The sequence below is a fragment of the Rhodococcus sp. C26F genome, from assembly GCF_053345925.1.
In genome coordinates this window covers 1-25,869 of sequence record NZ_JBKFBA010000050.1, presented here as the reverse complement: position 1 = coordinate 25,869, position 25,869 = coordinate 1, and the positions used below count along the sequence as shown (strand labels likewise).

Annotated in this window: 17 protein-coding genes; 9 read left to right on the top strand and 8 right to left on the bottom strand. The window is 62.0% G+C overall.

Annotated elements, in window-relative coordinates:
- Positions 1–359 precede the first annotated feature (359 nt).
- The 4 genes from ACLBYD_RS27565 to ACLBYD_RS27550 form a co-directional block, all read right to left on the bottom strand.
- Complete coding sequence (locus tag ACLBYD_RS27565) at positions 360–1,607, bottom strand: CaiB/BaiF CoA transferase family protein (protein WP_447818934.1); 1,248 nt, start codon at positions 1,605–1,607, stop codon at positions 360–362.
- Between the two features lie 234 nt (positions 1,608–1,841).
- Positions 1,842–3,290 carry an aldehyde dehydrogenase gene (locus ACLBYD_RS27560; RefSeq protein ID WP_447818933.1) on the bottom strand — a complete coding sequence of 483 codons (1,449 nt, stop codon included), beginning with the start codon at positions 3,288–3,290 and terminating at the stop codon, positions 1,842–1,844.
- A 36-nt stretch (positions 3,291–3,326) separates the two neighbouring features.
- Positions 3,327–5,096: a flavin-containing monooxygenase gene (locus ACLBYD_RS27555; RefSeq protein ID WP_447818932.1), complete on the bottom strand. Its 1,770-nt coding sequence runs from the start codon at positions 5,094–5,096 to the stop codon at positions 3,327–3,329.
- 779 nt (positions 5,097–5,875) lie between these two features.
- Positions 5,876–6,574, bottom strand: a complete 699-nt coding sequence (locus ACLBYD_RS27550) for an IclR family transcriptional regulator (protein WP_447818935.1) — start codon at positions 6,572–6,574, stop codon at positions 5,876–5,878.
- A gap of 285 nt (positions 6,575–6,859) precedes the next feature.
- Here ACLBYD_RS27550 and ACLBYD_RS27545 point away from each other — a divergent pair, with 285 nt between their 5' ends.
- Together ACLBYD_RS27545 and ACLBYD_RS27540 are read left to right on the top strand one after the other, a co-directional pair.
- Positions 6,860–8,011 (top strand): acyl-CoA dehydrogenase family protein, encoded by a 1,152-nt coding sequence (locus tag ACLBYD_RS27545; RefSeq protein WP_447818931.1) that lies wholly within the window; start codon positions 6,860–6,862, stop codon positions 8,009–8,011.
- Positions 8,011–9,105 carry an acyl-CoA dehydrogenase family protein gene (locus ACLBYD_RS27540; protein WP_447818930.1) on the top strand — a complete coding sequence of 365 codons (1,095 nt, stop codon included), beginning with the start codon at positions 8,011–8,013 and terminating at the stop codon, positions 9,103–9,105. Before ACLBYD_RS27545 ends, ACLBYD_RS27540 begins: the two co-directional genes overlap by 1 nt.
- A 146-nt stretch (positions 9,106–9,251) precedes the next feature.
- Here the strand turns inward: ACLBYD_RS27540 and ACLBYD_RS27535 are convergent, their stop codons facing one another.
- Positions 9,252–10,412 carry an iron-containing alcohol dehydrogenase gene (locus ACLBYD_RS27535; RefSeq protein WP_447818929.1) on the bottom strand — a complete coding sequence of 387 codons (1,161 nt, stop codon included), beginning with the start codon at positions 10,410–10,412 and terminating at the stop codon, positions 9,252–9,254.
- A gap of 10 nt (positions 10,413–10,422) precedes the next feature.
- Positions 10,423–11,913 carry a CoA-acylating methylmalonate-semialdehyde dehydrogenase gene (locus tag ACLBYD_RS27530; RefSeq protein ID WP_447818928.1) on the bottom strand — a complete coding sequence of 497 codons (1,491 nt, stop codon included), beginning with the start codon at positions 11,911–11,913 and terminating at the stop codon, positions 10,423–10,425.
- 114 nt (positions 11,914–12,027) lie between these two features.
- Between ACLBYD_RS27530 and ACLBYD_RS27525 the strand changes: the two genes are divergently transcribed.
- Both ACLBYD_RS27525 and ACLBYD_RS27520 read left to right on the top strand, forming a co-directional pair.
- A complete protein-coding gene (locus ACLBYD_RS27525; RefSeq protein WP_447818927.1) occupies positions 12,028–12,942 on the top strand; it encodes a LysR family transcriptional regulator in 915 nt (304 codons plus the stop codon).
- Between the two features lie 518 nt (positions 12,943–13,460).
- Positions 13,461–14,648 carry a TetR/AcrR family transcriptional regulator gene (locus ACLBYD_RS27520; RefSeq protein ID WP_447818926.1) on the top strand — a complete coding sequence of 396 codons (1,188 nt, stop codon included), beginning with the start codon at positions 13,461–13,463 and terminating at the stop codon, positions 14,646–14,648.
- A 417-nt stretch (positions 14,649–15,065) separates the two neighbouring features.
- On the opposite strand, the gene ACLBYD_RS27515 is transcribed toward ACLBYD_RS27520, so the two are convergent.
- Positions 15,066–16,709, bottom strand: coding sequence for a flavin-containing monooxygenase (locus tag ACLBYD_RS27515; RefSeq protein WP_145709333.1), 1,644 nt, complete (start codon positions 16,707–16,709; stop codon positions 15,066–15,068).
- Between the two features lie 1,453 nt (positions 16,710–18,162).
- Here ACLBYD_RS27515 and ACLBYD_RS27510 point away from each other — a divergent pair.
- The 5 genes from ACLBYD_RS27510 (at position 18,163) to ACLBYD_RS27490 (ending at position 23,776) form a co-directional block, all read left to right on the top strand.
- Entirely contained in the window at positions 18,163–18,936 is a 774-nt protein-coding gene (locus tag ACLBYD_RS27510; protein ID WP_447818925.1) for an enoyl-CoA hydratase-related protein, read from the top strand.
- A 6-nt stretch (positions 18,937–18,942) separates the two neighbouring features.
- Positions 18,943–20,103, top strand: coding sequence for an acyl-CoA dehydrogenase family protein (locus ACLBYD_RS27505; protein ID WP_447818924.1), 1,161 nt, complete (start codon positions 18,943–18,945; stop codon positions 20,101–20,103).
- Positions 20,096–21,202: an acyl-CoA dehydrogenase family protein gene (locus ACLBYD_RS27500; RefSeq protein WP_447818923.1), complete on the top strand. Its 1,107-nt coding sequence runs from the start codon at positions 20,096–20,098 to the stop codon at positions 21,200–21,202. Before ACLBYD_RS27505 ends, ACLBYD_RS27500 begins: the two co-directional genes overlap by 8 nt.
- On the top strand, positions 21,202–22,824 hold the full coding sequence (locus ACLBYD_RS27495; protein WP_447818922.1) for an AMP-binding protein: 1,623 nt from the start codon (positions 21,202–21,204) through the stop codon (positions 22,822–22,824). The genes ACLBYD_RS27500 and ACLBYD_RS27495 overlap by 1 nt, the downstream gene beginning before the upstream one ends.
- Positions 22,825–22,912: 88 nt before the next feature.
- Positions 22,913–23,776 carry an SMP-30/gluconolactonase/LRE family protein gene (locus tag ACLBYD_RS27490; protein WP_447818921.1) on the top strand — a complete coding sequence of 288 codons (864 nt, stop codon included), beginning with the start codon at positions 22,913–22,915 and terminating at the stop codon, positions 23,774–23,776.
- A gap of 61 nt (positions 23,777–23,837) precedes the next feature.
- On the opposite strand, the gene ACLBYD_RS27485 is transcribed toward ACLBYD_RS27490, so the two are convergent.
- Positions 23,838–24,455, bottom strand: coding sequence for a hypothetical protein (locus tag ACLBYD_RS27485; protein WP_447818920.1), 618 nt, complete (start codon positions 24,453–24,455; stop codon positions 23,838–23,840).
- Positions 24,456–25,869 lie beyond the last annotated feature (1,414 nt).

Below are 25,869 nucleotides of genomic sequence, written 5' to 3'. Positions count from 1 at the left end.
TGACGAAGACCAGGTGGTCGGCATGGGCGGCCTCTTTGACGGATGCGTCAGTGGTGTACGACCAGATAACAGCGAACAGGGCCATGGTCACTCCTTGAGTGGGATGCGGGATGTGAAACGGTGCGGATATTCAGGAGAATGCGCACCTTAGAACGCTAGAAGCAGGGATGAGGTCACCAGTGTCCTATTTTGCAACACCTGTTGGTGAACGACGACGAATACAAAACGGAGAGAACGCGATCGGCGTTGAACGGCCGGACGACGATTTGGCTTGCATACGGTCGGTGACCTTGCCGGCAGCTGTGTGTGGAACGAGCTCTGCTGGTAGAGGTGGCCGAGGCCCGCCGTGTAGGTGGCCGCTACTCGGACAGTGCCCCGATAGCGCGCAGTTGCTCGATATCGTCTTCGAGAAGACCGAGTTCTGTCAGTACAGAATCGGTATCGGCGCCACGGTCGCGCGGCCCGAACCGAACAGCACCGGGGGACCCAGCGAGTTTGACGGGTACGCCGAGACCTCGGTAGCCGTCACACTCGACCACCATCTCGCGGTGACGGACCTGCGGTAGCGAAAGGGCCTCTCCGACATTGTTGACCGACCCCGACGGCACCCCGGCCCGACGTAACTGGGCCGCCAAAGCTTCGCGCTGCCAGGTCTTGACGAGGCCGCCGAGGATGTCGCGCAGTTGAGCTGCGTTTGCCATCCGGTCGGAGTTGGTGACGAATCTCGGGTCGTCAGCCAGGTCTGAAGCGTCGAGCGCCGCGACCAGAGCGCGGAACTGCCGGTCGTTGCCGGCACCGATGAAGAAGGGGCCATCGGCGCAGGTGAACGTTTCATAGGGACAGATCGTCGGGTGTGCCACGCCCGTCCGCTCCGGCGCGACGCCGGTGGCAAACCACTTGCCGGCGTGTGGGTGCAGGATCGACACAGCGTTGTCGAGTAGTGCCAGATCCACGAGTTGCCCGCGTCCGGTCTTTTGCCGCACGTGGAGTGCCATGAGGATGCCGTTCACAGCGTTGAGACCCGTGATGATGTCGACTAGAGGGATCCCGATCCGCATGGCATCACCGTGGGGCTCACCGTTGATGCTCATCAGCCCCGACAAGGCTTGGAGAATTGCGTCGTAGCCGGGAGCACCACCGAGCGGCCCGTCGACTCCGTACCCGGTAATTCGACAGTGCACGAGTTGTGGGAATTGAGCGGCGAGTACGTCGTCGGCAAGTCCCCACTTCGCAAGTGTGCCTGCCTTGAAGTTTTCGATGACGACGTCGGCTTCGGCGAGCATGGTGCGCAGCAGTTGTTGGCCGGCCTCGGTACGCAGATCCACACTGATGTTCCGCTTGTTGCGGTTCAAGCCATCGAAGTAGGCACTGTGGTCGTCCTTGACGAAAGGTGGTCCCCAGCTGCGTGTGTCGTCACCAGTCGGTGGCTCCACCTTGATCACGTCGGCACCGTGATCGGCGAGCACTTGCGCACACAGCGGGCCGGCCAGCACCCGCGAAAGATCGACGACCCGGATGTCGGTGAGTGCGCCGGTCCGTGGACGTAGAGTCTCGGATGTGGATTCTCGAGTCTCGGCCGGGAGGATGGCAGATGAGGATTCAGACATGATTGCTCATTCTGTGCGGTTGGAAGTCGCTGGCCTCCGGAGGGAAGGACAAAGCATGAACGGGGTATCTTCAGCCATCGCTGACCTGCATCGACCGCCGGTAGTTGCCCATAGTCAGCGAGGCTGAACGCTACGGGCATGCCCCGTGTAGCTACTCGGTCCTTCCATCGGAGGAAGTCTCAGGCTGGACGCACTGTCGGGGGCGATATGAAGGGTCTGCGGGCGTTGCGAATCCTAGACGTATATCGACTTGTACTCGAGATAGAAGTCCAGGGACTCGGGCCCGAATTCGCGGCCGACTCCGCTGTTCTTCACACCGCCGAACGGGGAGCCGGTATCGAGGGAGTAGTAGTTCACTCCCACGGTTCCGGATCGAATACGTGACGCGATGTCCAAGCCGTGTTCGGTGTCTTCCGTGAAGACGACTCCTCCCAAACCGAATGGTGTGTCGTTCGCCATGTTGATGGCGTCCTCTTCGGTCTCATAAGGGATGACGGAGATGACAGGTCCGAAAATCTCTTCCTGTGCCAGCCGACTGCGATTATCGACACCCTCGAAGATGGTGGGAGACACGAACCAGCCGAGGGGACATTGCTCAGGGGAGTCGGTTCCGCCACGGATCGTTCGGAATCCCTCGGACTGACCCAGGCGGATGTAACTCCTCACCCGCTCCCGATGCTGCTCGCTTACCATGGGGCCCATGGTTACCGACTCGTCGAGTGGGTCTCCCATGACCAAGCCGTCTACGTAGGACGCCAGAACGTCGATGATCTCGCTGGACCTACCGTGGGGAACCAAGATGCGGGAATTGGTGGTGCATGTCTGTCCCCCGTTCTTGAGCACGGCGTCTTTGAGGCTTCTGGCAAAGACGTCGAGGTCGGCATCGGGGAGCACAATGGCTGCGGACTTTCCTCCGAGCTCCAGGGAGACTCTCTTGAAACTGCGGCCGGCGACCTCACCGATCGCTTGACCTGCTGCAGTAGAACCGGTGAAGGCGATCTTGTCGACATCGGGGTGGGCTACAAGAGCTTTGCCTGCATGAACGCCACCGGCAACGATGTTGAGGACGCCAGGTGGTAGACCGGCCTCCTCGGCTGCCTCTGCAAGTACATATGCATCGAGTGACGTCTCCGGCGCCGGCTTGAGAACTACAGTGCATCCTGCAGCCAGTGCCGGCCCGATCTTAGCCATGGCCAAGAGCTGCGGATAGTTCCAGGCAGTGATCGCGCCGACAACTCCTACGGGTTCTTCTCGAACGATGGTAGAGCCCATGCTGCTGGGACGGCGTGTCTCGAATGTACGTGTCTCGATGAGATCTGCCATCGACCGCAGGATCGCTACCGGAGCTGTTGCGCTTGTGCTCACCGACAAGGAGGAAATCATTCCGGTCTGCCGGCTTACGAGCTCTGCAGTCGATCTTCCTCGACGCTCGAGGCTGTCGGCGAAGCGCCGCATCACTGCAGCTCGCTCGTGGGGGGTGCTGCGCCCCCACGGTCCTTTCTGGAGTGCGGCCCGTGCGGCGTGCACAGCCGCATCGATCTCCTCGGGTCCACCCATCGCAGCAACACCCAGAGGGCGCTCGGTTGCTGCCTCGAACACCGGTGCCAGATCGGAGGTGTTCGCTTTGCGCCATTGGCCGTCGATGAAGAAACGTTCACGTTCAATGCTGTTGATGACAGGCATTATTCACTTCTTCCGAGGTTGAATCCGATTGAAACCTCACGATACCCGCAGTCCGTCGGTGTATCCTGCCGCCTTTTCCTTGTGCCAGAAATCCAGGTACATGGGCAGACCGTTCAGATACTGAAGCATCTGGGGCTTCTTGCCGGGGATGTTGCTGCCGTTGTACCAGGACTTTGCATGCTTGAACAGCGCCATGTCATCGGTACCGTTGATGTGATCGGTCCAGGTCTGGTCGGCTTCGGGAGTCGATTCGAACCGGGTAAGGCCCTCCGAACGAAGAAATTCGAGGAACTCGACCATGACCTCACCTTGAAGCTCCGCGTTCGTGGACCCGTTCGCAAAGGCGGCGGGGCTCTGCGGACCGTACACGAACATGGCGTTGGGAAAGCCGGCGGTGAATGCGCCGAGGTATGCGTCGACGCCCTGGCGCCACTTCTCGCCGAGGGTAACGCCAGCGGAGTTGCGGACCTCCATCGAAGTGAGCGCACCGGTATTATTATTGAATCCGGTTGCAAGTACGATGATGTCGAATTCTCCGTGCTCGATACCATCGGATGTGCGAATTCCGGTTGCCGTGAACCCGGTGATCGGTGACTCCTGGATGGAGACGAGTTCGACGTTCTCCTGGTTCATCACCTCGTAGTAGTTCTGGTGCAGGGCCGGCCGCTTGGCTCCGAACGGATGCGGAGCTACGTCAGGCACCAGCAGATCGGCCTTGACGGGGTCGAGGATCTGCGGCTTGATCTTGCTCTTCCAGAACTCGTAGACCATCGAGTTGGTTTCTTCGCTGAAGAGATAATCGGAGAAGTTCCCGAGCCAGAAAGCGAATCCGCCCTGGTTCCACAGGCGTTCGAACAGTGCGAGACGCTCTTCCTCGGATGTGTCGACGCCGTTTCGGGGATCGAACTCGTAATCGATCGCAGCGAATGTTTCGCGACACTTGACCGCCACATCCGGCATGGTCTCCTTCAGGGCTGCCTGCCTCTCGTCGTCGAGGTATTCCTGGTGCATGGGCAACGAGAGGTTCGGCGTACGTTGGAAGACGGTAAGTTTCTCGACGACAGGGCCGGCTTCCTGTACTACTTGGACTGCGCTGGCGCCGGTGCCGATGATGGCAACTCGTTTGCCGGTCATGTCGATGTCGTCTCGCCACCGCGCGGTGTGGACGAGTTCACCTCGATAGGCGTCCATTTCAGGGATGTTCGGGATGTAGGGTTCGGTAGTCGATCCCGTTGCGAACACGACGAAGCGTGCGCGGAAGCTCTCGTCGTTCTGTGAGACGAGGGTCCACATCCGCTCGTCCTCGTCGAACGTCGCGCTGACGACCTTGGTGTTGAAGCGCGTGTCCTTGCTCAGGTCCAGTTTGGAGTCGACGTAGTTGAAGTAACTGCGCATCTCCTCGTGGTCCGGGAACATCTGTGAGAAGTTCCAGTCCTTCCAAAGGTATTCATCGGTGAACTGGTAGACGGGTGCGTGGCTGTCGACGCGTGCGCCTGGGTAGCGGTTGAGGCTCCAGGCCCCACCGAAACCTCCACTGGCTTCGAGCAGAATTACGGAGAACCCTTTGTCCCGAAGGTGGCGCAGCTGATAGATCCCGCCGAAACCGCCGCCGACCACGATGACGTCGTAATCGTGCGTTTCCGTCGTGGCGTGCTCAGGGAGATGGGTTGATGTCATGGGCCTAGACCTTTCCGAGGCTGACGTGCGGGCAGAGTTCCGGGGCGTTGTGTCTGGCTTTGCTTTCCGAAAGTCAAACGGCCTGTCGGAGTTGCGACCTCGTTGCGTATGGGGTGTGGCATGGGTCACGGAGATGGAATAAATCGACAATAGCGACCCACCAAAAAATCCGCAACTAGAAATAAAAATACGTAAATAAGTAGATAGGCGCTCTGCGGCGAGGCTTGCGCGTCTTCTGAAGGCGAGGGGGGACCATGTCAGGACAAGGGGTGTTCGTTGTCAGCGGGGGAGTTTGACACTCGGGCGCGTGCAGGCCGAGTCGCTTGGTGTCGACGGCACATCGACGAGTGCGGGACCCTCGGTTCCGCCCGATGTCGCGGACGGGTGCTACGGCGACGACGTGGGCGAAGCGAACTCGCTGTTGTGGAGTACTTGCGCGACGCTCCCTGCGGCCGGCCGGAGATCAGAAGCAGGTCAACGATGTGGATGGTGGCTACAGGGTGCGAGACATGTTCGGGCGCACGTTCCTCCGCTGTGATCGACGGCGTCTGCCGGACCCTGCCGACCGTTACGGTCTGCGGCGTTCGATCCGGAAGTCGCGCCGCGTGGAAGCGCGCCCTCCGATGGATCCGGCGACCGAGCGGCGCACCGGGAATCGATCATCTGTTAGGTCAGGTGGAGAGATCGAGCAGGCGGGTCCGCTCGCGATGTGAGGGGGTCACGCTCGCCCGAGGGACGGCCGCCTGGCCATGGCGTGTTGCTCACGGAAGCGGCCGCTTATCGCGAGTGACCACGCCGACCCTTGTCCGTCTTGTGGCAGGTGGGGATGGCGGTGGTGTGGCGTCGGTCGACACGGTCGTCGAGCCGGGTCGAGCGACTCATCGAGGAACCAGTGTCCGTGTTGCAGGCTAGCGAAAGCCCCACTTGGTGGCGTACCGCAGGCAGATCTCGACGAGTTCGTCCTGCCGTTCGACGATGGTCTCCCGTATCCCGACCACGCCGAGGGTGGCGATGGTCCGGCCGCGTTCTCGGAGGGCGACCGACACCCCGTCTGCATGTTCAACGGCCACACCGGGTGCCACGCATACGCCGGTGTTCTCGAGCTCATCGAGTGAGTGCAGGAAGCGCTCTACGAAGTCGGCATCGGAGGATGGTCGAGAGTTGAGGTACGCCCAGATGTCACGTTGATCGCGATCGGCCAGCAAGAGCCATCCTGCAGAGGTACGCAGGAGAGATCGGCGCACCCGGTTTTCTGCCAGGTATGCGTAATGCGGGTCGGAAGAGACGTGATCGACGTAGAACAGGTCGTCGCCGACAGATGTGGACAGTGTGATGGTCAACCCGGTCTCAGCGTGGACCCGCTCGAGTTGATCATGGCTGATCGAGGTGACCGGAGGTCTGCCGGCGATGACGTTGAGAAGATAGGGCGCGGTGCCGAGGGTGTAGATCCGATCTCGCTCGTCGAGGTAGCCGACGGCGACGAGACCATTGATCAGGCCCTGGACCGAACTGACGGGCGCGGCGAGTGCCCGTGCGATAGCGGTGAGGGTGAGGCCGTTTTCGGACCGGGCTACGAGTTCGAGGATCGACGCCACCCGATCGACCATGCGGTGCCGGGGACGGCTGGGAACCTTCTCGACCGGCACGGCTCCGGGGGACCCAGGAGTGTCAGCCATTTCGTGAGCCTATCAACAGGGAGAACCCTTCAATTTGATACATAATTACGTAAGATAATGCGCTATTGCGTAGATGTCGAGAACTGGATAGTGTCCATCCGAGATGGGGCCGGCGTTCGCCCCCCCGATCCGACCGGCCGCCGCTTACTCGGCGGCGGCGAAGTTCACCCGAGCATGTCGGGCCTCGCCCCAGCCGGAACTTCCTATGGAGGCACTATGAACCCCTCCGTCGCGCCGCCGACGACGGTGACCACTGATGAAATGGATGCTCTACGCGCCGAGGTACGCACCTTTCTCGAGAAGGAGACCGCGGCAGGGACACTGACACCGGGCATCGACACCTGGCTCACCCGGTGGGACGAGGACTTCACCCGCCGCCTCGCCGAGCACGGATGGGTAGGAATGACCATCCCGACCGAGTACGGCGGGCACGGCCGGACCCATCTCGAGCGTTTCGTTGTCACTGAGGAACTGCTCGCGGTAGGCGCTCCGGTTGCAGCGCAGTGGGTGGCAGACCGCCAGATTGCACCATCGCTGCTGAGATACGGCACCGAAGAGCAGAAGCACAAGTACCTTCCCCGAATTGCTGCGGGTGAGTGCTTCTTCGGCATAGGAATGAGTGAGCCCGACTCAGGATCGGACCTGGCCAGTGTCCGGACCCGCGGCACCCGCGTGGAGGGCGGTTGGACCGTCACCGGCACCAAAGTGTGGACCTCGGGCGCCCACCACGCTGAGGCGTTCATCGTGCTGGCCCGCACGGAACCACTCGACACGGCACACCGCCACGCGGGCCTGAGCCAGTTCATCGTCGACCTCCGTTCCCGAGGCGTGACGATCCGGCCGATCATTTCCCTCTCCGGCGACCACCACTTCAACGAGGTCGTTCTGGACGAGGTATTCGTTCCCGACGCCATGGTTTTCGGCACGTTGGGCAACGGATGGGAACAGGTCAACTCGGAGCTTTCCTTCGAACGCAGTGGACCCGAGCGTTTCCTTTCGACCTTCCGGCTCCTGGCTGCCGAGATCGGCGCGGTCCGAAAGGGACTGCTGCCCGAGCGCACCGACCTGGGACGTTCTGTGGCCCGGATGGTCGGACTGCACGCACTGAGCCAGAACATTGCCGGAGCCCTTCAGCGGGGCGAGAAGGCCGACACCGCCGCCGCCCTGGTCAAGCTCCTCGGTACCAGCATGGAAGGCGACCTCGTCGAGTACGTCTCTTATCGGCTGGGTGACGAGACCATGGACGGGCAAGCGGAAATCGAGGCTCTGTGCAGGGCCGGACTACACCAGCGTCCGGGGTTCACGCTCCGCGGCGGTACCAACGAAATCCTGCGCGGCGTGATCGCGCGGGGGCTGGGGATGCGCTGATGACCACGACCGCGATCACAATCGATCTTGCCGTAGACCGGGATCTCCAGGACCTCATGGACGATCTTGTCGCCGGGCACTCGGGGCCGGACATCGAGCCGGATCCGGCCGCTGTGTGGGCCACCTTGGGTGCGGTCGGACTGGCCAGGCTGACCGCACCCGAGGAGGCCGGGGGCAGCGGCGCGGGTTGGGTCGAGGCCGCTGCTCTGTTACGCACGACCGCCGCTGGCGGCGTGGCCGTGCCCTTCGCCGAGACCGATCTGTTGGCAGGTCCCTTGCGGCGCGCGGCCGGCCTCGACGACTCGTCGTCGGACACAGCGACCGTCGCCGTCCTGAGGGCGGACGGCCTCGCGCGACGTGTGCCGTGGGCTGGCGCCACCGGGTCCGTTGTCTGCGTGCGTCGGGTCGATGCGGGCTACGAGATCGCGGACGTGCCCACCGATCGGCTGACCGTCGAGGCGGTCGAGGGGATCTCCGAGGTGCCCCTCGGGTCGGTCCGGGTCGACGGTGACGTCACCTGGACACCGGTGGACACCCGTGCCGTCGAGGATTACGTCCTGCGCGGCGCTCTCATCCGTGCGATCCAGTGCGTCGGCGCTATGGAGGGCATGCTGGCTTCGGCGGTTGCACACACCACCGACCGCGCTCAGTTCGGGCGCCCTCTGGCGCGGTTCCAGTCCGTGCAGAATCTCGTGGTCGACACTGCAGCCGAGTCCGTCCTTGCCCGTGCCGCCGTCGACACCGCTCTCGCAGACGCTGTTACCGACGACCTTGCCGGCGACTTCTCGGCCTTTCGTGTCGCGGTGGCCCGCAGTGTGGTCTCACCAGCGCTGGCCGTGGCGGTGCGCAACACTCACCAAGTGCACGGCGCAATCGGCACCACCCATGAGCACACCCTCCACCGGCTCACCCTGCCTGCGTTGCAGTGGCGTTCGGAATTCGGGTCCGCTGCGTTCTGGGAGCGTCAGCTCAGCCGTGCCGCCGTCGACGCCGGTATGGACGGGACCTGGCCGATGATCGTCGAGGGTACGCGGATCACGGGTACAGCTTCTGCCTATCTCGATGCTGTATCCGGACGTTCACTTCCTGACTGAGTGCATGAGTTCATGACGACGGTGACATCGTTGCGGAGCGAGCTCCCCGGCGATGGGGGCGGCTGAGCGGCAGGACCGAAAGGGTCCTGCCGCTCGAGCTCTCACCCTGACTCGTCGGACAGCGCGGGGCGCGGATCGCATCCACGCTAGTCGTAGACCTCGACGTACAGTTCGGCGATTTCGTCGACAGTGGGCACAACCGGGTTGTTGCCCGGCGAACCCGAATCGAGCGCCTGTTGCGCCATCAGTGGGATCAGATCGTTCCAGCGAGCTCGGTCGATACCGTGGTCGCGGGGAGTGGGAACAGCCAGGTCATGACATAGTTCGGCCAGGGAGTCGACGAGGGACTGCGCGGCGATACCGTCACCGGTGGCTTCGGTGGCCACACCGAGGGCCCTGGCGCAGTCTGCGTATCGTGACTCGGCGCCTTTGACGGAGAATGCGGTGATCGCCGGGAGCAGCATGGCGTTGGACAGCCCGTGCGCGACATGGAAGTGCGCGCCGATGGGTCGGCTCATTCCGTGAACGAGGGCCACGCTCGCGTTCGAGAACGCCATGCCGGCCTGGGTAGCGGCGAGCATCATGGCTTCTCGTGCCTGCTTGTTCTCGCCGTCTTCATACGCGGCGCGCAGATTCTGGCCGATGGTGCGCATGGCTGCGAGTGCGAGGCCGTCGGAGACAGGGTTGGCTTTTCGGCTCACATACGCCTCGATCGCATGGGTAAGTGCATCGACTCCGGTATCGGCAGTCAGGCGAGGGGGCATGGACATTGTCAGTTCGAAGTCCACGATTGCTGCGATGGGTAGGAAGGACAGGCCTGGACAGAGCATCTTCTCGTCCGTGACGCTGTCGCTGATGATGGTGAACTGCGTAGCCTCCGAGCCGCTGCCGGCGGTGGTCGGGATCGCGACGACGGGAAGCGCTGGTCCGGTGTAGACGTGCGGGACCTTGTAGTCCCGCATGCGGCCCCCGCGGACCCCGAGGACGGCCAGCGCCTTCGCAGTATCCATCGGGCTGCCGCCACCGAAGCCGATCACCGAGTCGGCGTTGTGATCGGCGAGCAGGGCGAGCCCTGTTTCGAGGGAGTCGGTGGTGGGGTCGGGAACGGTGTCGTCGAACAGGGCTGGTGTGATGCGTGCTTCGCGCAGGAGGGTCAAGATCCGTTCGGACGCGCCTGTCGAGGTGAGGAACTTGTCGGTCACCACTACCGGGCGCTGCAATCCGAGTTGACGGATCACGTCCCCGATGTCGTCGATGGTGCCCCCGCCGATTCGCAGGAACCGTGGGAAGGCGATCTGGATACTCATGGTGCCGTCCTTAGTCGTTCTGAGGGAAGCCGAGGTTGATGCCGCCGTGGTTGGGGTCGAGCCAGCGGGTGGTGACGACCTTGCCGCGGGTGAAGAAGTGCACACCTTCGGTGCCGTGGGCGTGTGTGTCACCGAAGAGGGAGTTCTTCCAGCCGCCGAAGCTGTAGTACGCGGTGGGGACGGGGATGGGGACGTTGACGCCGACCATGCCGACCTCGACTTCGTTCTGGAAGCGGCGGGCTGCGCCGCCGTCGTTGGTGAAGATGGCGGTGCCGTTGCCGTAGGGGTTCGAGTTGATCAATTCGAGGGCTTCGTCATAGGTCCCGACCCGTACGACGGACAGGACGGGGCCGAAGATCTCGTCGGTGTAGACGCTCATATCGGTGGTGACGTGATCCAGAAGGGTCGGTCCGAGCCAGAATCCGTCGCTTCCGCCATCGGCCTGCACGGCCCGGCCGTCGACTACGACGGTGGCGCCGGCAGCTTCGCCGGCGTCGATATAGGAAGACACTTTGTCACGATGTGCTTTGCTCACCAATGGACCCATATCCGAGTCCTTTGTGCCGTCGCCGGTTTTCAGGCTCAGGGTGCGATCCTTGATCTTTGCAACCAGCTCATCGGCGATGTCCCCGACCGCGACCAGTGCGGAGATCGCCATGCAGCGCTCACCGGCGGAGCCGAAGCCCGCGTTCACCATCGCGTCGGCGGCCAGATCGAGGTCGGCGTCCGGCAGAACAACGGCGTGGTTCTTCGCGCCGCCGAGTGCCTGGACGCGCTTGCTGTGGGCGGTTGCGGTTTCGTAGACGTACTTCGCGATGGGGGTCGAGCCGACGAAGGAGATGGCCTTGATTGCCGGATTGGTGAGTAGTTCGTCGACGGCTGTCTTGTCACCCTGCAGGACGTTGAACACGCCGGCGGGTAGGCCCGCCTCGGACCACAGTTCGGCGATCCACAGCGCTGCCGTGGGAACCTTTTCCGACGGCTTGAGGACCACGGTGTTCCCGGCGGCAATCGCGATGGGGAAGAACCACATCGGAACCATGGCGGGAAAGTTGAACGGGGAGATGATGCCGACCGGCCCGATGGGCTGGCGGATCGACGCCATGTCGACCTTGGTCGACGCGTTCTCGGTCATCCCACCCTTGAGAAGGTGGGCGATGCCGCAGGCAAATTCGACGACCTCCTGGCCGCGGGAGACCTCACCGAGCGCGTCGGAGAGCACCTTGCCGTGCTCGGAGGTGATGATCGCAGCCAATTCCTGCTTGCGGGCGTTGAGCAGTTCACGGAATGCGAACAGAATCTGTGTGCGCTTGGCGATCGAGGTATCTCGCCATGCGGGGAACGCCGCCGCGGCTGCCTCGATCACCGTGCGGGCGTCGTCTGTGCTCGCAAGTGCAACTTTTGCAGTCACTGCGCCGGTGGCGGGGTTGGTGACCGGGGCCGATGTGCCGTTGGTGCCGGTGAAGGGCTTGTTGTCCAACCAGTGTGGGATGACGGTCATGGTTATGTGCTCCTGTGACTCTGTGGTTTTCTCGAGTCTGTCGGTGCATATGTGCCGCGGTCAACGAGTATCTTCGCAGTGAGAACTGCAATTTTGCAGCAGCGAGGGAGTGGGATGTTCACCGCCGATAACATGCGTTTTCTGCTGGAGTTGTCACGGACCGGGCGGATCGCGGACGCGGCCAAACGTCTGGACGTCGATCAGACCACGGTGTCGCGCAGGATCACCAGACTCGAAAAAGACATGGGAGCGCGACTGTTCGACCGGGGATCGTCGGGATGGCAACTGACCGAGGCCGGCCGGCGTCTGGTGCCGTACGCAGAAGCGGTCGAATCGACTCTGTTGGCTGCACTCGACGCGACATCGTCCGCTGGATCCGGCAGTCTTCACGGCACTGTCCGGATTCTCACCCCGGACGGCTTCGGCGCCTATGTGTTGGTTCCGGGACTGGGCATGGTGCGCGACAGACACCCTGACCTGTTCACCGAGCTGCGTACGTCGACCACACACGATCTGGTGACCGGTCGCGACTTCGACCTCGCAGTCACTCTCGAACGGCCGTCACCACGATCGGTGTCCGTCAGCAAGCTGGCCAACTACGACCTGCGTCTTTATGCATCACGTCCCTACCTCGACTCGCACAGTGCCATCGAGGCCCTCGACGACCTCGAGGACCACACGTTGGTGTGGTACGTGAACGCCATCTTGGACGTCGAGCCGCTACGTCGACTCGAGCGTCTCCTGCCCAAAGATCGCGCGCATGTCCAGACGAACAACATCACCGGCCACTATCAGGCTGTCAGGTACGGGGTGGGTATCGCGCCGCTCCCGACCTACATCGGTAATGCCGATCCCGATCTCGTGCCCGTACTCCCGGACAAGTTCGTGGCCGAGAGAACCTATTGGTTGGTTGTTCCGCGAGAACTGGCTCGCCTGGCACGGGTGCAGGCCGTCATCGAGGTTCTTCTCGACATCGTCAGCGAGAATCCGGATCTGAGGGCGCCGCGTCAGGGCGGTGATTCACGCTGATTCGCGTGCCGCTCGGATGGCTGTGGCGGTGGAAGGACGCCTCCGGCATCTTGTCTGTCTCGGGAACGGACAGACCAGGACGGTGTGGGAATACCGAGCAGCTCTTCACTTTTCAGCCTTCGGTCTTCGGACGTCCATTCGGCCGATCCTATCGACCGATAGGATAGTAAGTCAATGGTCCATAACTGTCAGTGATCATCACCAGATGGTGGTTTGACCTCTCATCTGAGATAAAAAACCTGCATGATCTGTGCTTGCGGGTGGTTCATGTCGGGTCGCAGGCGCAAATTAGGTAACCTGAGGTAACAACTTGTCGTGGTCGGTGTGTGGCTGCGAAGTGTCTCCGGAAGATTGGAGGAGGTCTGTGCTCGTTCAACCGGAGCGACGTAGCAGTCTCGCACGACCCGACGGGGGAGCGCCGTGGCTGGGGCGTAGTTGGACCGACATGCTCAACAGCGACGCGACGTGTCTACCGGAGGCGAGGTCCGGAGCTGAGCCCGTCATGAACGGAGAGACCCATGGGGGCTGAAGCCCGAGTCGCACCGACGTCACGTCGGCCGAAGGACCGCAATGTGCAGATTGCGAACAATGCACGTGAGCTGTTCGCACTCAGGGGCTTTCACGCCGTTCGCGTAGACCATATCGCCGAGGCGAGTGGAGTCACCGCGCGTGCGGTGTATCGGCACTACAAGAACAAGCAGGAACTCCTCGCCCGCATCATCGATGAGGATCAACAGCGTTGGATCGACGCTCTGGATTCGATCTCAGAGGTCGAGTCGGATGAGGAGCTGGCCCGGTATCTCGACTACCTGGCGCGTGTCGGTATCGAAAGTCGCCGGCTGTCGGTGCTGTGGCAGCGTGAAGCACGCCATCTCGACGAGGATGATTTCCGAACCGTACGAAGCAGGGCAGTGTGGATCTCGGACAACGTTGCCGGTCGACTGATCCGTCCGTGCCACCCCGGCCTCGGCGCGTTCGCAACCGATGTTCGCAGTTGGGCGGTTGTCAGCGTCTTGACCAGCCCGGCGTTCTACGACAGCGCGCTTTCGCGGTCTCGTCTCGCTACCGTGATGGCAACGGCATGCGAACGGATCATCGCTGCGCCGACAGTCGAGCCTGTGCGTCGCCGGCAGACGCCGACTGTCGAGAACGTGCCGATGGCGCGGCGCGAGCAGTTGCTTGCGGCCGCGGCGGCAGCCTTTCGTCGCAGTGGATATGCCGGCGTCAGCATCGACGATATCGGAGCGGATGTCGGGTTCGCCGGTCCGGCGATCTACCGGTATTTCAAGACCAAGTCGAGCATCCTCGTCGCATTGATGGAGCGATTCGCCGAGTGGCGAGCATTGGAGGTCGTTCGAGCGCTGCGCACCTCCATTGATCCGGCCGAAGTGTTGTCCGCGTTGATTTCCGGGTACGTGCGTCTCGGAATCGAGGCCGTGGATCTCCTCGCCGTGGCACTGACCGAAGGGCATTACCTTCCAGACGAGGATCGTGAGCGCTTCGAGCGGACCAATGACGATTTTGTCTCCGAGCTGCGCCGGTGGTACTCCACGGTCCGGCCGGATGTCGACCCGGCGGCCGCGCAGTCGCTCGTGAGCATCGCGGTCACCGTGGTGCACGACTTGGTTCGGATTCCCCATTTCCTCCGCTCCCCGGACTTCGAATCCGAGCTCGATCGGGTAGTGCATGCCCTGTTTGCAGACTGATGTCGACCGGCGTGCTGGGACGCGTGGGTCAGGCACGCCTCTGCCTTCCGATCTGTAGGTCGGTTTTCGAACCGGACCCTTCTCCCGCTCTCGACCGGTCGGAGCACCGGAGTTGGAGACGACCGCCTGGTGGGCCGTACGTGACAGATCGGCGTCGACGTCGTCCATATTGGTGCGTTCGGACCTGAGGGCGTAGTCGACGTCGGGCGGATGCCGGCCAGGTCCCGACCGTGTCGTTCGGATCGAAGGACCTGCCGAGGTTCCGAAAACTGCTCGAGCGCAGTGTTCATCGCCGTGAGCGAGTATTCGGTGACCTCGGGCTCGAACGTCGAGCTCACACAGTGGAGCGGCGCATCCATCTACTTCAACAGTGACGGCACGGGTGCTGGGGNCACCCGTGCCGTCACATCACTGTGTTCAGGTGCGGACGAAACCGGCGTAATCGTTTTCTGCCGACTCCTGGTTCTTCTTCAGGTACTGGGCCAGACCACCGGGGTAGGCCAGCAGTTCACGCTTCTTACCGGGCACATTGGCATTCATGTACCAGGAGTCCGCGAGCGGGAAGATCGTGGCGGCGGTGACTTCCTCGAAGTGCTGCTGCCACTCCTTCTCGCCCTCCGGCGTCGCTTCGATCCGGGTCAGGCCCCGCTCACGCATACTGACCAGGCAGTCGATCACCCAGTCTCCTTCGAGCTCTGCACAGGTCGGTCCGTTGCAGAAGGCCGACGGGCTCTGCGGTCCGTAGACGAAGAGGATGTTCGGAAAACCCGAGGTGGCACGACCGAGGAGGGTGTGAACACCGTTCGCGTAGGTCTCGCCGAAGGTCTCACCGTTCGTGCCTACGATGTCGATGTCGCAGAGGCCACCGGTGAACGAGTCGAATCCGGTCGCCAGGACGATGACGTCGAATTCGCGCTCGACACCATCAGCGGTGACGATGCCGTTCTCGTAGATGTGATCGATGCGATTGTCGTTGACGTCCACGAGTTCGACGTTGTCTTGGTTGAAGGCTTCGTAGTAGGTGTATTCCAGCGGGCATCGCTTGGAGCCGAAGGGATACGGAGGCTCGGTCGGAACCAACTTCTCGGCGAGGACGGGATCCTTGATCCGGCCGCGGGTCTTGTCGCGCCAGAAACGGTAGATTCGGTTACTGACCTCGACGTCGAAGAACAGATCGGCGTAACCGCCCAGCCAGATCTGTAGGCCTCCTTCGGCGTACAGCTTCTCGAGTCCTTCGGTGAACTCCTCGTCGGTCATCTCGGCTGTCGGTTTGTAGACCAGGTCGTAGGCGAGACCACCGAACGTCTGGTTGCGGAACTCGAAGAACTTCGGGTAGCTCTTGCGTAGCTCCTCGTTCGCGGCATGATCGAGCTTGGCCGAATACATCGGTAGCGTCATCGACGGCGTGCGTTGGAAGACCGTCATCGACTCCACCTGAGGGGCGATCGATTGGATGACCTGTACACCGCTGGCGCCGGTGCCGATCACCGCGACGCGCTTGCCGCGCATATCGTAGCCCGTGGGCCACTCGGCGGTGTGGAAGATGTCGCCCTCGAAGGTGTCGCGCCCCGCGATGTTCGGGATGAGCTTCTTGGAACCCGTACCGAGCATCGGAAGGAAGAACCGTGCCCGGGTCAGAAAGGTCTCACCGGTATTCTCGTTGCGGGACTCGACAACCCACTGATCGCGACTGGTGTCGAATCGGGCTGCGACCACGCGAGTGCTGTAGTGGATCTCCGGACCGAGTTCGAGCTTGTCGACCACGAAGCGGAAGTACTCCTGCAGTTCCTCCTGACCGGGGAACATCTCCGACCAGTCCCACTCCTTCCAGATGCGCTCGTCGGAAAACTGGTACGCCGTGGCCTCGGTATCGACCCGGGCGCCGGGGTACTGATTCCAGTGCCAGACACCGCCGGCCTCGGAGCCTGCTTCGTACAGCTTCACCGTGAACCCCAACGCGCGCAGGCGTTCGAGCGCGTAGACGCCGGCGAACCCGCCGCCGACTACCAGCACGTCGAGCTCCTCGGTTACGGGACGAGTGTCCTCGAGTAGGGAGACCATTGTGTATTCCTTTCGCACCTTGGATCTGAAGCCTCGGGCTGTTCGATTCATCTGATCGATCGCAGGTCTGGACAAAGTCGATGTCGGACGCCGCAGCGGGCACCCTTCGATGTCTCGAGTTCACGAATGTCATCGAGCGCTAACGCGCACTCTCCGAATGGGACGATGGTGCCCCCGTCGTCAAAATATGTCAAGAATCACTAATTCGTGTTCGCGATGATCTGGTACCCGCGCCTTCCCGACGCGTCCATGCGACTGTAGTGAATGTAGGTGTTCTGCACGGTCGTTTGTCACGGTGGGCGGGGAGTCGCCCGCCTCGGACTCGAAGTATGGACGGTGCAGCGTTCGCTGTTGGTAATCATCGCTAACTTAATTGAGCTCATAGGCGGCTCGGGGATCTCGAAGTGGCGACCGGTGTCCACCGGGATGGCCGAGACCCCGCGCTAAAGCGTGACCCGCATATGGTGTGCCGAGTAGACCCGTAATGGTGCCGGGTGGAATGCGTCGACCGGCCCCGAACTTCTTCGCACCCGCCGCGTATCGCGGATGCGTCAAGGGTTGGTCTCCCACCGACCAGCCTCATCGAGACCTACATAGCCTCCCAATATCGTTCGGAGCGCATGGAAGCTGATCGGTTCGCAGCGTCCGACAAGTGATTCTTGGTTCACGACGAGGCGCCCGAAATCTCGACGGGTCGAGGACGACGGTCTCGTGGGCGTGCGGAGAACCGGATCGTCCAGGCTGCCGCGTAAAGACCGCCAGCGTCGATCTCAGGACACGCCTCTCCTCGATGCTGACCGTGTGCCGTTGCGTGAGCGGTGAGCGGTCTACTTCTCGGGATCGAGGAGAGGGGTTCGAGTCGGTTTAGGAGATCTTCTTAGCATTTGATGACTTGTTGTCACCGGTGGGGGGAGTTTCTTCGCGAATCATCGTTGCTAGGGAGAAGTCCTCGACGATTGTTGGGCGCCGCTGCGGCTTTACCGGCCGCTCGGGATGTCTGCGTCGATGTATGTGGATCCATCGCGTGGTACTGGGAGAGGGGCCTGAAGTTAGTATCCCTTGACATCGTGCTGTGACGTGGATGACGCTGTGTGGGGAAGTTGTGGTGGTGAAGCGGGTCGGTCGAGCAAGGAGCGGCCGACCCGACCGGGGGCTGCATGTATTGCCGCGCTGCCTACTGTGCCGCACTGCGGCTTCGTAGTGCGTATTGCGACTTGTGGACGAAAGGTGGTGCACGAGCGGGCATTCCGATCCGGAGCGAGATGCGCGGCTACGCAGACTGCATCTGTGCTCCGCGCGGGGTGAAAAATTAGTAGCCGTTGACAAAACGCGGATAAGGTCCCTAATGTGCTCTCATCTCACGAGACAAGCATCCGACTAGAGATTAGCATTCATAGACTTAATGTCGGACGCTGCAGGCTTGCTCACGGTGTTCAGAACAGGATGGACCAGCATGGAAACGTTCGAGTTTATCGAGTTCGAGGAGTCCGGAGCGACTGCGACGGTCTGGCTCAACCGCCCGCCGGCCAACGCAGTCAGCCAGGACATGTACGTCGAACTGAAGCAGTTCTTCGACAATGTCGACAAGTACCTTCCCGACGCGCGTGTCGTCGTCGTCGCAGGCCGCGGCAAGCATTTCTGCGGTGGCAACGACCTGGAAGAATTCAAGACCCTGTCGCCGGAGAACTCGCCCGCACGCATGAAGCAGGTACGCGAGGCCTTCTTCTCGATCCGGGACAGTGCGAAGCCGACGGTCGCAGCGGTGCAGGGTGCGGCGGTCGGTACGGGCTTGTGTATTGCGGCCTCGTGTGACCTGGTCGTGGCTGCGGAGAATGCACGATTCTCGTTGCCGGAAGTAAACGTGGGGGTTATGGGTGGTGCCAAGCATCTGTCCCGTCTCGTCCCACAAGGCATGGTTCGCTTGATGCATCTGAGCGGTGACATGGTGCCGGCCGCAGACATTTACAAGTTCGGTGGGATCGTCGAGGTCGTGCCGAACGACGAGCTGATGACTCGCGCCCAGGCACTCGCCGATTCACTTGCCCGACACAGCCCGGCCGCGCTGCGCTTCGCGAAGATGAGTATGAACACCATCGAGTACATGGACCTCAAGTCCGGTTACGAGTACGAGCAGTCGCTCACCGGTGAACTGTCCGGTTACGAGGACTCCAAGGAAGCAGTCAACGCCTTCCTCGAACGTCGTACTCCCCACTACACGGGTAGGTGACCTACGATGACGACGGATCTGGCCGAATATCGGTCCGGTGTCCGCGCGTGGTTGGCCGACGCGGACATTCCCGCCGTTCCCCTCGATCTCGACGAGCGATTCGATGTTCTGCGCGACTGGCAGCGAGTGCTGTTCGAAGCCGGAGGGCTGGGCATCAGCTGGAGCAAGGAGGCCGGTGGCCAAGGGCTGTCCCATCTGCACCAACTGGCGTTCGCTGAAGAGTTGGCTTATGCCCGGGCGCCGATGCCTATCGGTCTGATCGGCCTCGACGTAGTCGGACCGTCGATCGACGAGTTCGGCCAGCAGTGGCAGAGAGAAGAGCTCCTACCGAAGCTGCTCTCCGGTGAGCACATCTGGTGCCAGGGCTTCTCCGAACCCGGGGCCGGGTCGGACCTTGCCTCGCTGCGCACCCGGGCCGTGCTCGACGGTGACGAGTTCGTCATCTCCGGCCAGAAGGTATGGACCAGCTGGGCGCACAAGGCGCAATGGTGTGCGCTGCTCGTTCGTACCGACCCTGCGGCACACAAGCACGCCGGAATCAGCTACCTGCTCGTGGATATGTCCACGCCGGGAATCACGCCGAAGCCACTGGAGCAGATGACGGGCGACCGCGAATTCTGTGAGGTCTTCTTCGACGAAGTGCGCGTTCCGCGGCGGAATCTTGTCGGAGAGCTCAACGGCGGTTGGGCTGTTGCGACGCACACTCTTGGTATCGAGCGCGCTGCCTACACGTTGCGCCGGCGAGTCGATTACGAGGTTGCGTTCGAAGACGCCGTCGCTGCGCTTCGAGATCATGGGCTTCCCGCGCCGGAGACCGGGCTCGGACGCCGTGTACGCATAGCGATCGGCAAGGCACACGTTGCATTGAAAGTCCTGGGCGCGCAAACGCAGAAAACGGTCGCGCGACTCGCTGCGGGAGAGGTCCCGACTCCGGAGGATTCCGTCGACAAGCTTCTGCTCAACGAGGTCGAGCAGATAATTTTCGGGGAGATCGCCGAGCTTCTCGGTCCATACCGGGCCGTCGAGGAAAGTCGGCCGTTGGGGCTGGCATCAGATCGGTGGGCACATGACCACCTCTATTCGCGGGCGACCTCCATCTATGGCGGCACCTCTCAGATTCAGCGAAATATCATCTCGGAACGACTGCTAGGACTCCCTCGTGGCTGACGACACCACTACTGCAGAACTGGCCAACAGCCTGGAAGACTTCCTCGCTCGCAGTTACGATTCCGCCACCCGACGCGCAGTGCTCTCGGAGAGGAGGGTCACCGAGCTCGGTGGTGTTCTCGGCGAGATGGGAGTGTTCGCTACCTCTGTACCCGAGGTGTTCGGCGGGCTGGGGCTTCCGATGGCGTCGCTCGGACCGTTGTTCACCCTGTACGGCAGGTACCTGGTACCGGGGCCATTGCTGGAGAACTCGCTACTTCCTGCTGTTCTGGCCGCCGATGCACCGGAGACCGCCCGCGCAGCGTTCAAGGCAGCGATGAGCGGTGACGGACAGTTGGCCCTCGTCGATCCGCACGCCACCGGAGACTGGGACGGCGGATCGATCACCGTCCGCAACGGCAGACTCTTCGGACGCTGTCACCTCGTTCGGTTCGGTGGTGATGCGACGCAGCTGGTCGTCGTTTCGGATGATCAGCAGTTATGGCTCGTCGATCCCCATGCGGGAGGCCTCGAGATGATCCAGACCGATGCCAACGCAGATCCGCTCTCGTCTTTCGCCTCGGTTGGTCTGGACGACGTCGCAGGCACGCCGCTCGCTGATCCGTCTGCAGCGCCGAGGCTGATCGAAGAGATCCGTTCGTGGGTCAGAACGCTCGTCGCATGTGAGTTGAGTGGAATCGCCGCCCATTGCGTACGCACCACGATCGATTATGCGAAGGAGCGTGAGCAATTCGGTCGGCCGATCGGGTCTTACCAGGCGATCAAGCACATCATCGCCGATATGCATGTACATGCCGCCTCGGTTCGGAATCTCTGCGATTCCGTACTCGCGGACACGGTGAACAGCGAGGCGCCGACAGCGGTCGACGCAGCTGTGCTGAAGGCGCACGCTTCCAAGGTGGCCGTCGAGGTCTGCCAGGACGCGATCCAGGTGCACGGTGGAATCGGATTCACCGCCGAGGTCGATCTGCACTGGTTCTACAAACGAGCGCTCGCCCTACGGCCCTGGTACGGCGATACCCGGGCATTGGAAGAGATGGTCGGTGCGGCAGCATTGGCGCAGACCACAGAACACGCAAGCACGGCGAAGGCGGTCTGATGATCCCACGAGGTGGAAATGTCGCTCCCACTCGCGACTACGTGGCGTCCGGGGATTGGGACGGCGCCTTCATCGACGACTATCTGGCGACCGCAGCCGCCGCGGTACCGGACCGGATGGCACTCGCCGAGCCGACCCGATCGTTGACCTTCGCCGAGTTCGACGCAGCAGTGAACGCGTTGGCAAGCGCCTTGCAAGCGCATGGCATTGCGCCTGGCGATGTCGTCTCGTGGCAGTTACCGAACTGGATCGAAGCGTGCGTGGTCCATCTGGCTGCCATACGTATCGGTGCTGTGAGCAACCCGATCATTCCGATCTACCGGCATACCGAGACTGCGTTCATCTTGCGACAGTCGGCTTCGAAAATCGTCTTTGTCCCGTCGGTCTTCCGGCACTTCGACTACGCGGCGATGGCCTGCGAGATCGCTCGTGACCTGGACGAACCACCGACTGTCGTAGTAGTCGGGGAGGGGAGCCCAGCCGGCGGCATCCGGTACGACGATTTCGTCGGAGGCGCGGAAAAGCCGAACCGTGTCGACCGCTCACCGGACGATGTGGTGCTACTGCTGTACACCTCGGGAACCACATCCGACCCCAAGGGCGCGATGCACAGCCATAACACTCTCAACTACGAGAACCGCAGCATCGCCGACCTTCTCGAACTGAGCAAATCCGATGTGATCTTCATGCCGTCGCCGGTCGGACACATCACCGGAATCCTGTACGGGATCCAGCTACCACCGATGCTGCGCAGCGGCGTGGCGCTGCTCGACGTCTGGAGCCCGCAGGCGGGCATGCGTCTCATCGAGGAGCACCGCTGCACCACGACGGTCGCTGCGACTCCGTTCCTGCATGGGATCGTCCACGATCCGTCCCGCTCGTCACATGACCTCTCCTCGATGAGGAACTTCCTTTGTGGTGGCGCCGACGTTCCCCCTGACCTGGTCATCGAGGCCACCGACGCCCTTGATGCACTGGTTGCGCGTGTCTACGGGTCGACGGAGTTTCCGACGGCATCGGCGGGCACGCGAAGCGATCCCCTGACCACACGAGCGACAACAGATGGCCGGGCGATCAAATCTGCGGAGATCCGGATCGTCGATGATGACATGCAGGACGTGGCCCCAGCGGTTCCCGGCGAGATTCTGCTGCGCGGTCCGGAGATGTTCCTCGGATATCTGGACAACCGACTCAACGACAGTGCGTTCACCGCGGACGGTTGGTTCCGCAGCGGTGATCTAGGCCGTCTCGACATCGAGGGCTACCTCGAGATCGTCGGCCGCAAGAAGGACATCATCATCCGCGGCGGCGAAAATCTCAGTGCCAAAGAGGTAGAGGACCACTTGTTCGCCCATCCGATGATTGCCGACGTCGCGGTCGTCGGATCGCCGGATCCCGTGCTCGGAGAACGAGTCTGCGCGATTGTCGTCCCGGAGCCCGAAGTCGAGATCGAGCTCGAGGATCTCACCGGATGGTTGATCGAACGCAACATCGCACGGCAGAAGCTTCCGGAAAGTCTGATCGTCGTCGACGAGTTGCCGCGGACGGCAAGCGGGAAGATCCAGAAGTTCAAATTGCGGGAGCTCGCGGCGGACCGCGCCAAAGGCACAGTCCACCGTTGAGTGGACCCGACACACCGGACACAAGCACCCATCATTCCTCGAACAACGACCATCGACGCGAGTCCCTCGCGGCGGGATGGAGAACACCATGAGAGAGCACCACTCGGCCGTTTTCTCGACCGGTCACCAGTTCCTCGAAGGTCTTCGCTGGCACAATGGCAAGCTCTGGGCCAGTGACTTCTTCAGCAAGACGGTGAAGACGTTCAACGCCGACGGTTCGTACACCGACGTCGCCGAGGTCGAAGGCTCGCCATCGGGACTGGGCTTCCTGGATGACGGTTCGGTCCTCGTCGTGTCACAGATGGATCGAACCGTCGTGCGGATCGAACCCGACGGTACGCAGTCGGTGCACGCCGACTTCAGCCAGTACGCCGGTGGCATCGGCAACGACATGATCGTCACAGGCAAAGGTGATGCGTACGTCGGAAACTTCGGTTTCGCTCTCGGGGAGGAGGACCCGAAGACAACACGCTTGGTCCATGTGTCCGCAGACGGCTCCATCAACCCCGTCGGTGGTGAAGTTCTGTTCCCGAACGGCATGGCGATCACCCCGGACAGAGTTCTTCTCACCGCCCAGACATGGCGGCACTGCATCACGGCGTTCGACATCCAGGAAGACGGAAGCCTGGCCAACGAGCGAATCTGGGCCCAGCTCGACGATTCCGTTCACCCGGATGGCATCGCACTCGACGCCGACGGCGGTGTGTGGTTCGGCAACGCGTTGACCCTCGAGTCGGACAGTGGCTTCTACCGAGTTGTCGAGGGAGGAGAGATCACCGACAAGGTTGCGATCGATGGGGCCTGGTCGGTCACCTGTGCATTCGGCGGTGACGATCTCCGCACCCTGTACATGGCGTGCAACGTGACCACGCTCGAGGAGTTTCACGAAGGCAAGTCGACTTCGGTAGTTGCGACTGCGAACGTCGGCTACAAGGGCGGCCCGGCAGTGTGAGTAGGACTGCCGCAGAAGTATCGCGTCCAAGGGCTGATCTCGGCCGAGTCGACCCCGGTGCTTACGCGGGATTCGGGCACACTGCAGGCGGGATACGCGCGAGGAGGGAAACCAAGTCGGTCTGACAGGCGTACCCGAAATAGGTGTTCAGTATCGTGGCGAACCCGAGTGCATCGGGCACGTCATAGGCTGGAAGTTCGGCCTCGATCGTGGCGACACAGCGATCGTAGGTTTTCCTGATCGCCGGCGAAGAAGTGGCAACCTGAATGTGTTCGCGCGCCGGTGATGTCAATAATTCCCCGCTGAAAAGGTCGAGACAGATCGGCTCGATGCCTTCGGCATCGGGGTTCATAGGCACACACGTGTATATCCGACCACCCCGGGACCTCACCTCGCGCCATGCTGCGGTTTCGGCACTGTCGACCCGGTCGAGCCACTCGAGGTGACGTTCGGCGAACTCGACAAACCCTGCAGCATCGAACTCCGACTCTCGCCGAATATCCGAATCCGACTCAGCTGCTGCTGGATTGATGTTCGGCACACTTGTGCGCGGATCGGCAGCGTCCGTCCTATTTCGCTGGGACGCCGCCGTATGGACAGGTGCGGTGTCGGAACCGGCCTCAGGTTGAGAACGACAAACCGAAGGCATTACCCCGAGGTGCGGACCGGACAAGGTCATTGTGCATCTGCTCCTTCACTACGACCACTGTCATATGATCGTGTGGACGACCTCCTGTCGTTACTGACTCACCGCCACCTCCGACAACAGGCCGGCAAGCTCGGATCACTCTGTGTTCGATCTGCGTGGAATCGGCGCGAATGCGTTCTCATACTGGAGATATGAAGCCGGATCCGGGTAACCACATCGATACAGAGCCGACGACAGCAACGTACACCTCGATGGGTATCGGTAGAACGACTCTGACCGGCGTCAGCGATTCAGGTCGTGGATGGGCCGTTACGAACACCACAGCGCGCACTGCGGCGATCCGTCGCTACGTCGACATGCTGCAAACAGCTCGCCGGCGAAGGGGGCGTTCTATCGAGGACGGAGAACCCTGCTTCGATCATCGCCTTTGATCACCGAAGCAGGGTCCCGGCAGCCCGAGCGCAGGCAGCAGGTGGGATCTGCCCGTGCCCAGTGGCGGAGGCACGCCGCCTCGCCCATGCCGCATACGCACCATCGGCCGACACGTGGCTTTCGGTGGATGCTCATGAGACGAACCGTCAACAGGTAGTTCGCTGTTTCTGGACCGCATGACTGTCGACGGAAGATACCTGCTCAATCAATATATGTAACAGTACTGTTCACTACTGCGTGACTTTGCCACCCCATCATTTCTGGATGCTCGTTCACTGGCTTCGGAGCGTGAAGCACAGTTCCTACCCGAGTCTCGACCATGTACTCGGTGGCCAAGGCTTCGCCGTGCACCATCCGCGCACATCTACTGAACACGTCCAGTTTCCGTTGGCCAGAGCCTCCCGGATCTCCCGCCCAGGTATCCCGAAGGCTTCGAGGACCCGGCGATCGCTGGGCGCGACATTCTGAAGGGCGGTGGTGGCATGGAAACCGAGTGTGAGGGCGCGGGAACAGCCGTGGCTGACTTCCGGCGTAGCGTCCACGTCAAGGATAGAGAGATCTGTTCCAAGATTGCCGTGTCACACCGGTTTCCGTTGACACGTCGGTTGTGTGAATCGACAGCCGTACCCTGCGCTGATTGTCTCTCGAACCCGTGGATCTGGTTGGACCCGATCAGGCGAGCACTCGATCGGCCGGCTGCATCTCCGTCTGCGCGTTCACTCCACCATGTGTCGACGGGCGCCTCAGGATGTCACGTGACGCAATTCCTGGCCCCACATACGATCCGCGCCTTCGTCGAATGCACACACTGTGCGTCCCATCGTCTGGTCAACTGCAAAAATGCTGCATGCTGTGACCAACAGAAGCTAGGCATGCCGCTTCGTCGTCAGATTCCCACGAGGGGTCCGATGACGGGATTCCACTGGTAGATGCTCTGGTCGACGACAACACCCTGCGTGACATAGGGGTCCTTGGCGAGCAGGGCCTGCAGGTCGTCTTCGCTGTCCGCCTT

What these genes read in the sequence shown, in the direction of transcription:
- ACLBYD_RS27505 (WP_447818924.1), top strand. Translation starts at nt 18,943, where the DNA reads ATGACGACGGATCTGGCCGAATATCGGTCCGGTGTCCGCGCGTGGTTG.
- ACLBYD_RS27520 (WP_447818926.1), top strand. Translation starts at nt 13,461, where the DNA reads ATGGGGGCTGAAGCCCGAGTCGCACCGACGTCACGTCGGCCGAAGGAC.
- ACLBYD_RS27510 (WP_447818925.1), top strand. Translation starts at nt 18,163, where the DNA reads ATGGAAACGTTCGAGTTTATCGAGTTCGAGGAGTCCGGAGCGACTGCG.
- ACLBYD_RS27550 (WP_447818935.1), bottom strand. Translation starts at nt 6,574, where the DNA reads ATGGTCGATCGGGTGGCGTCGATCCTCGAACTCGTAGCCCGGTCCGAA.
- ACLBYD_RS27530 (WP_447818928.1), bottom strand. Translation starts at nt 11,913, where the DNA reads ATGACCGTCATCCCACACTGGTTGGACAACAAGCCCTTCACCGGCACC.
- ACLBYD_RS27565 (WP_447818934.1), bottom strand. Translation starts at nt 1,607, where the DNA reads ATGTCTGAATCCTCATCTGCCATCCTCCCGGCCGAGACTCGAGAATCC.
- ACLBYD_RS27495 (WP_447818922.1), top strand. Translation starts at nt 21,202, where the DNA reads ATGATCCCACGAGGTGGAAATGTCGCTCCCACTCGCGACTACGTGGCG.
- ACLBYD_RS27485 (WP_447818920.1), bottom strand. Translation starts at nt 24,455, where the DNA reads ATGACCTTGTCCGGTCCGCACCTCGGGGTAATGCCTTCGGTTTGTCGT.
- ACLBYD_RS27545 (WP_447818931.1), top strand. Translation starts at nt 6,860, where the DNA reads ATGAACCCCTCCGTCGCGCCGCCGACGACGGTGACCACTGATGAAATG.
- ACLBYD_RS27540 (WP_447818930.1), top strand. Translation starts at nt 8,011, where the DNA reads ATGACCACGACCGCGATCACAATCGATCTTGCCGTAGACCGGGATCTC.
- ACLBYD_RS27515 (WP_145709333.1), bottom strand. Translation starts at nt 16,709, where the DNA reads ATGGTCTCCCTACTCGAGGACACTCGTCCCGTAACCGAGGAGCTCGAC.
- ACLBYD_RS27490 (WP_447818921.1), top strand. Translation starts at nt 22,913, where the DNA reads ATGAGAGAGCACCACTCGGCCGTTTTCTCGACCGGTCACCAGTTCCTC.
- ACLBYD_RS27535 (WP_447818929.1), bottom strand. Translation starts at nt 10,412, where the DNA reads ATGAGTATCCAGATCGCCTTCCCACGGTTCCTGCGAATCGGCGGGGGC.
- ACLBYD_RS27560 (WP_447818933.1), bottom strand. Translation starts at nt 3,290, where the DNA reads ATGCCTGTCATCAACAGCATTGAACGTGAACGTTTCTTCATCGACGGC.
- ACLBYD_RS27525 (WP_447818927.1), top strand. Translation starts at nt 12,028, where the DNA reads ATGTTCACCGCCGATAACATGCGTTTTCTGCTGGAGTTGTCACGGACC.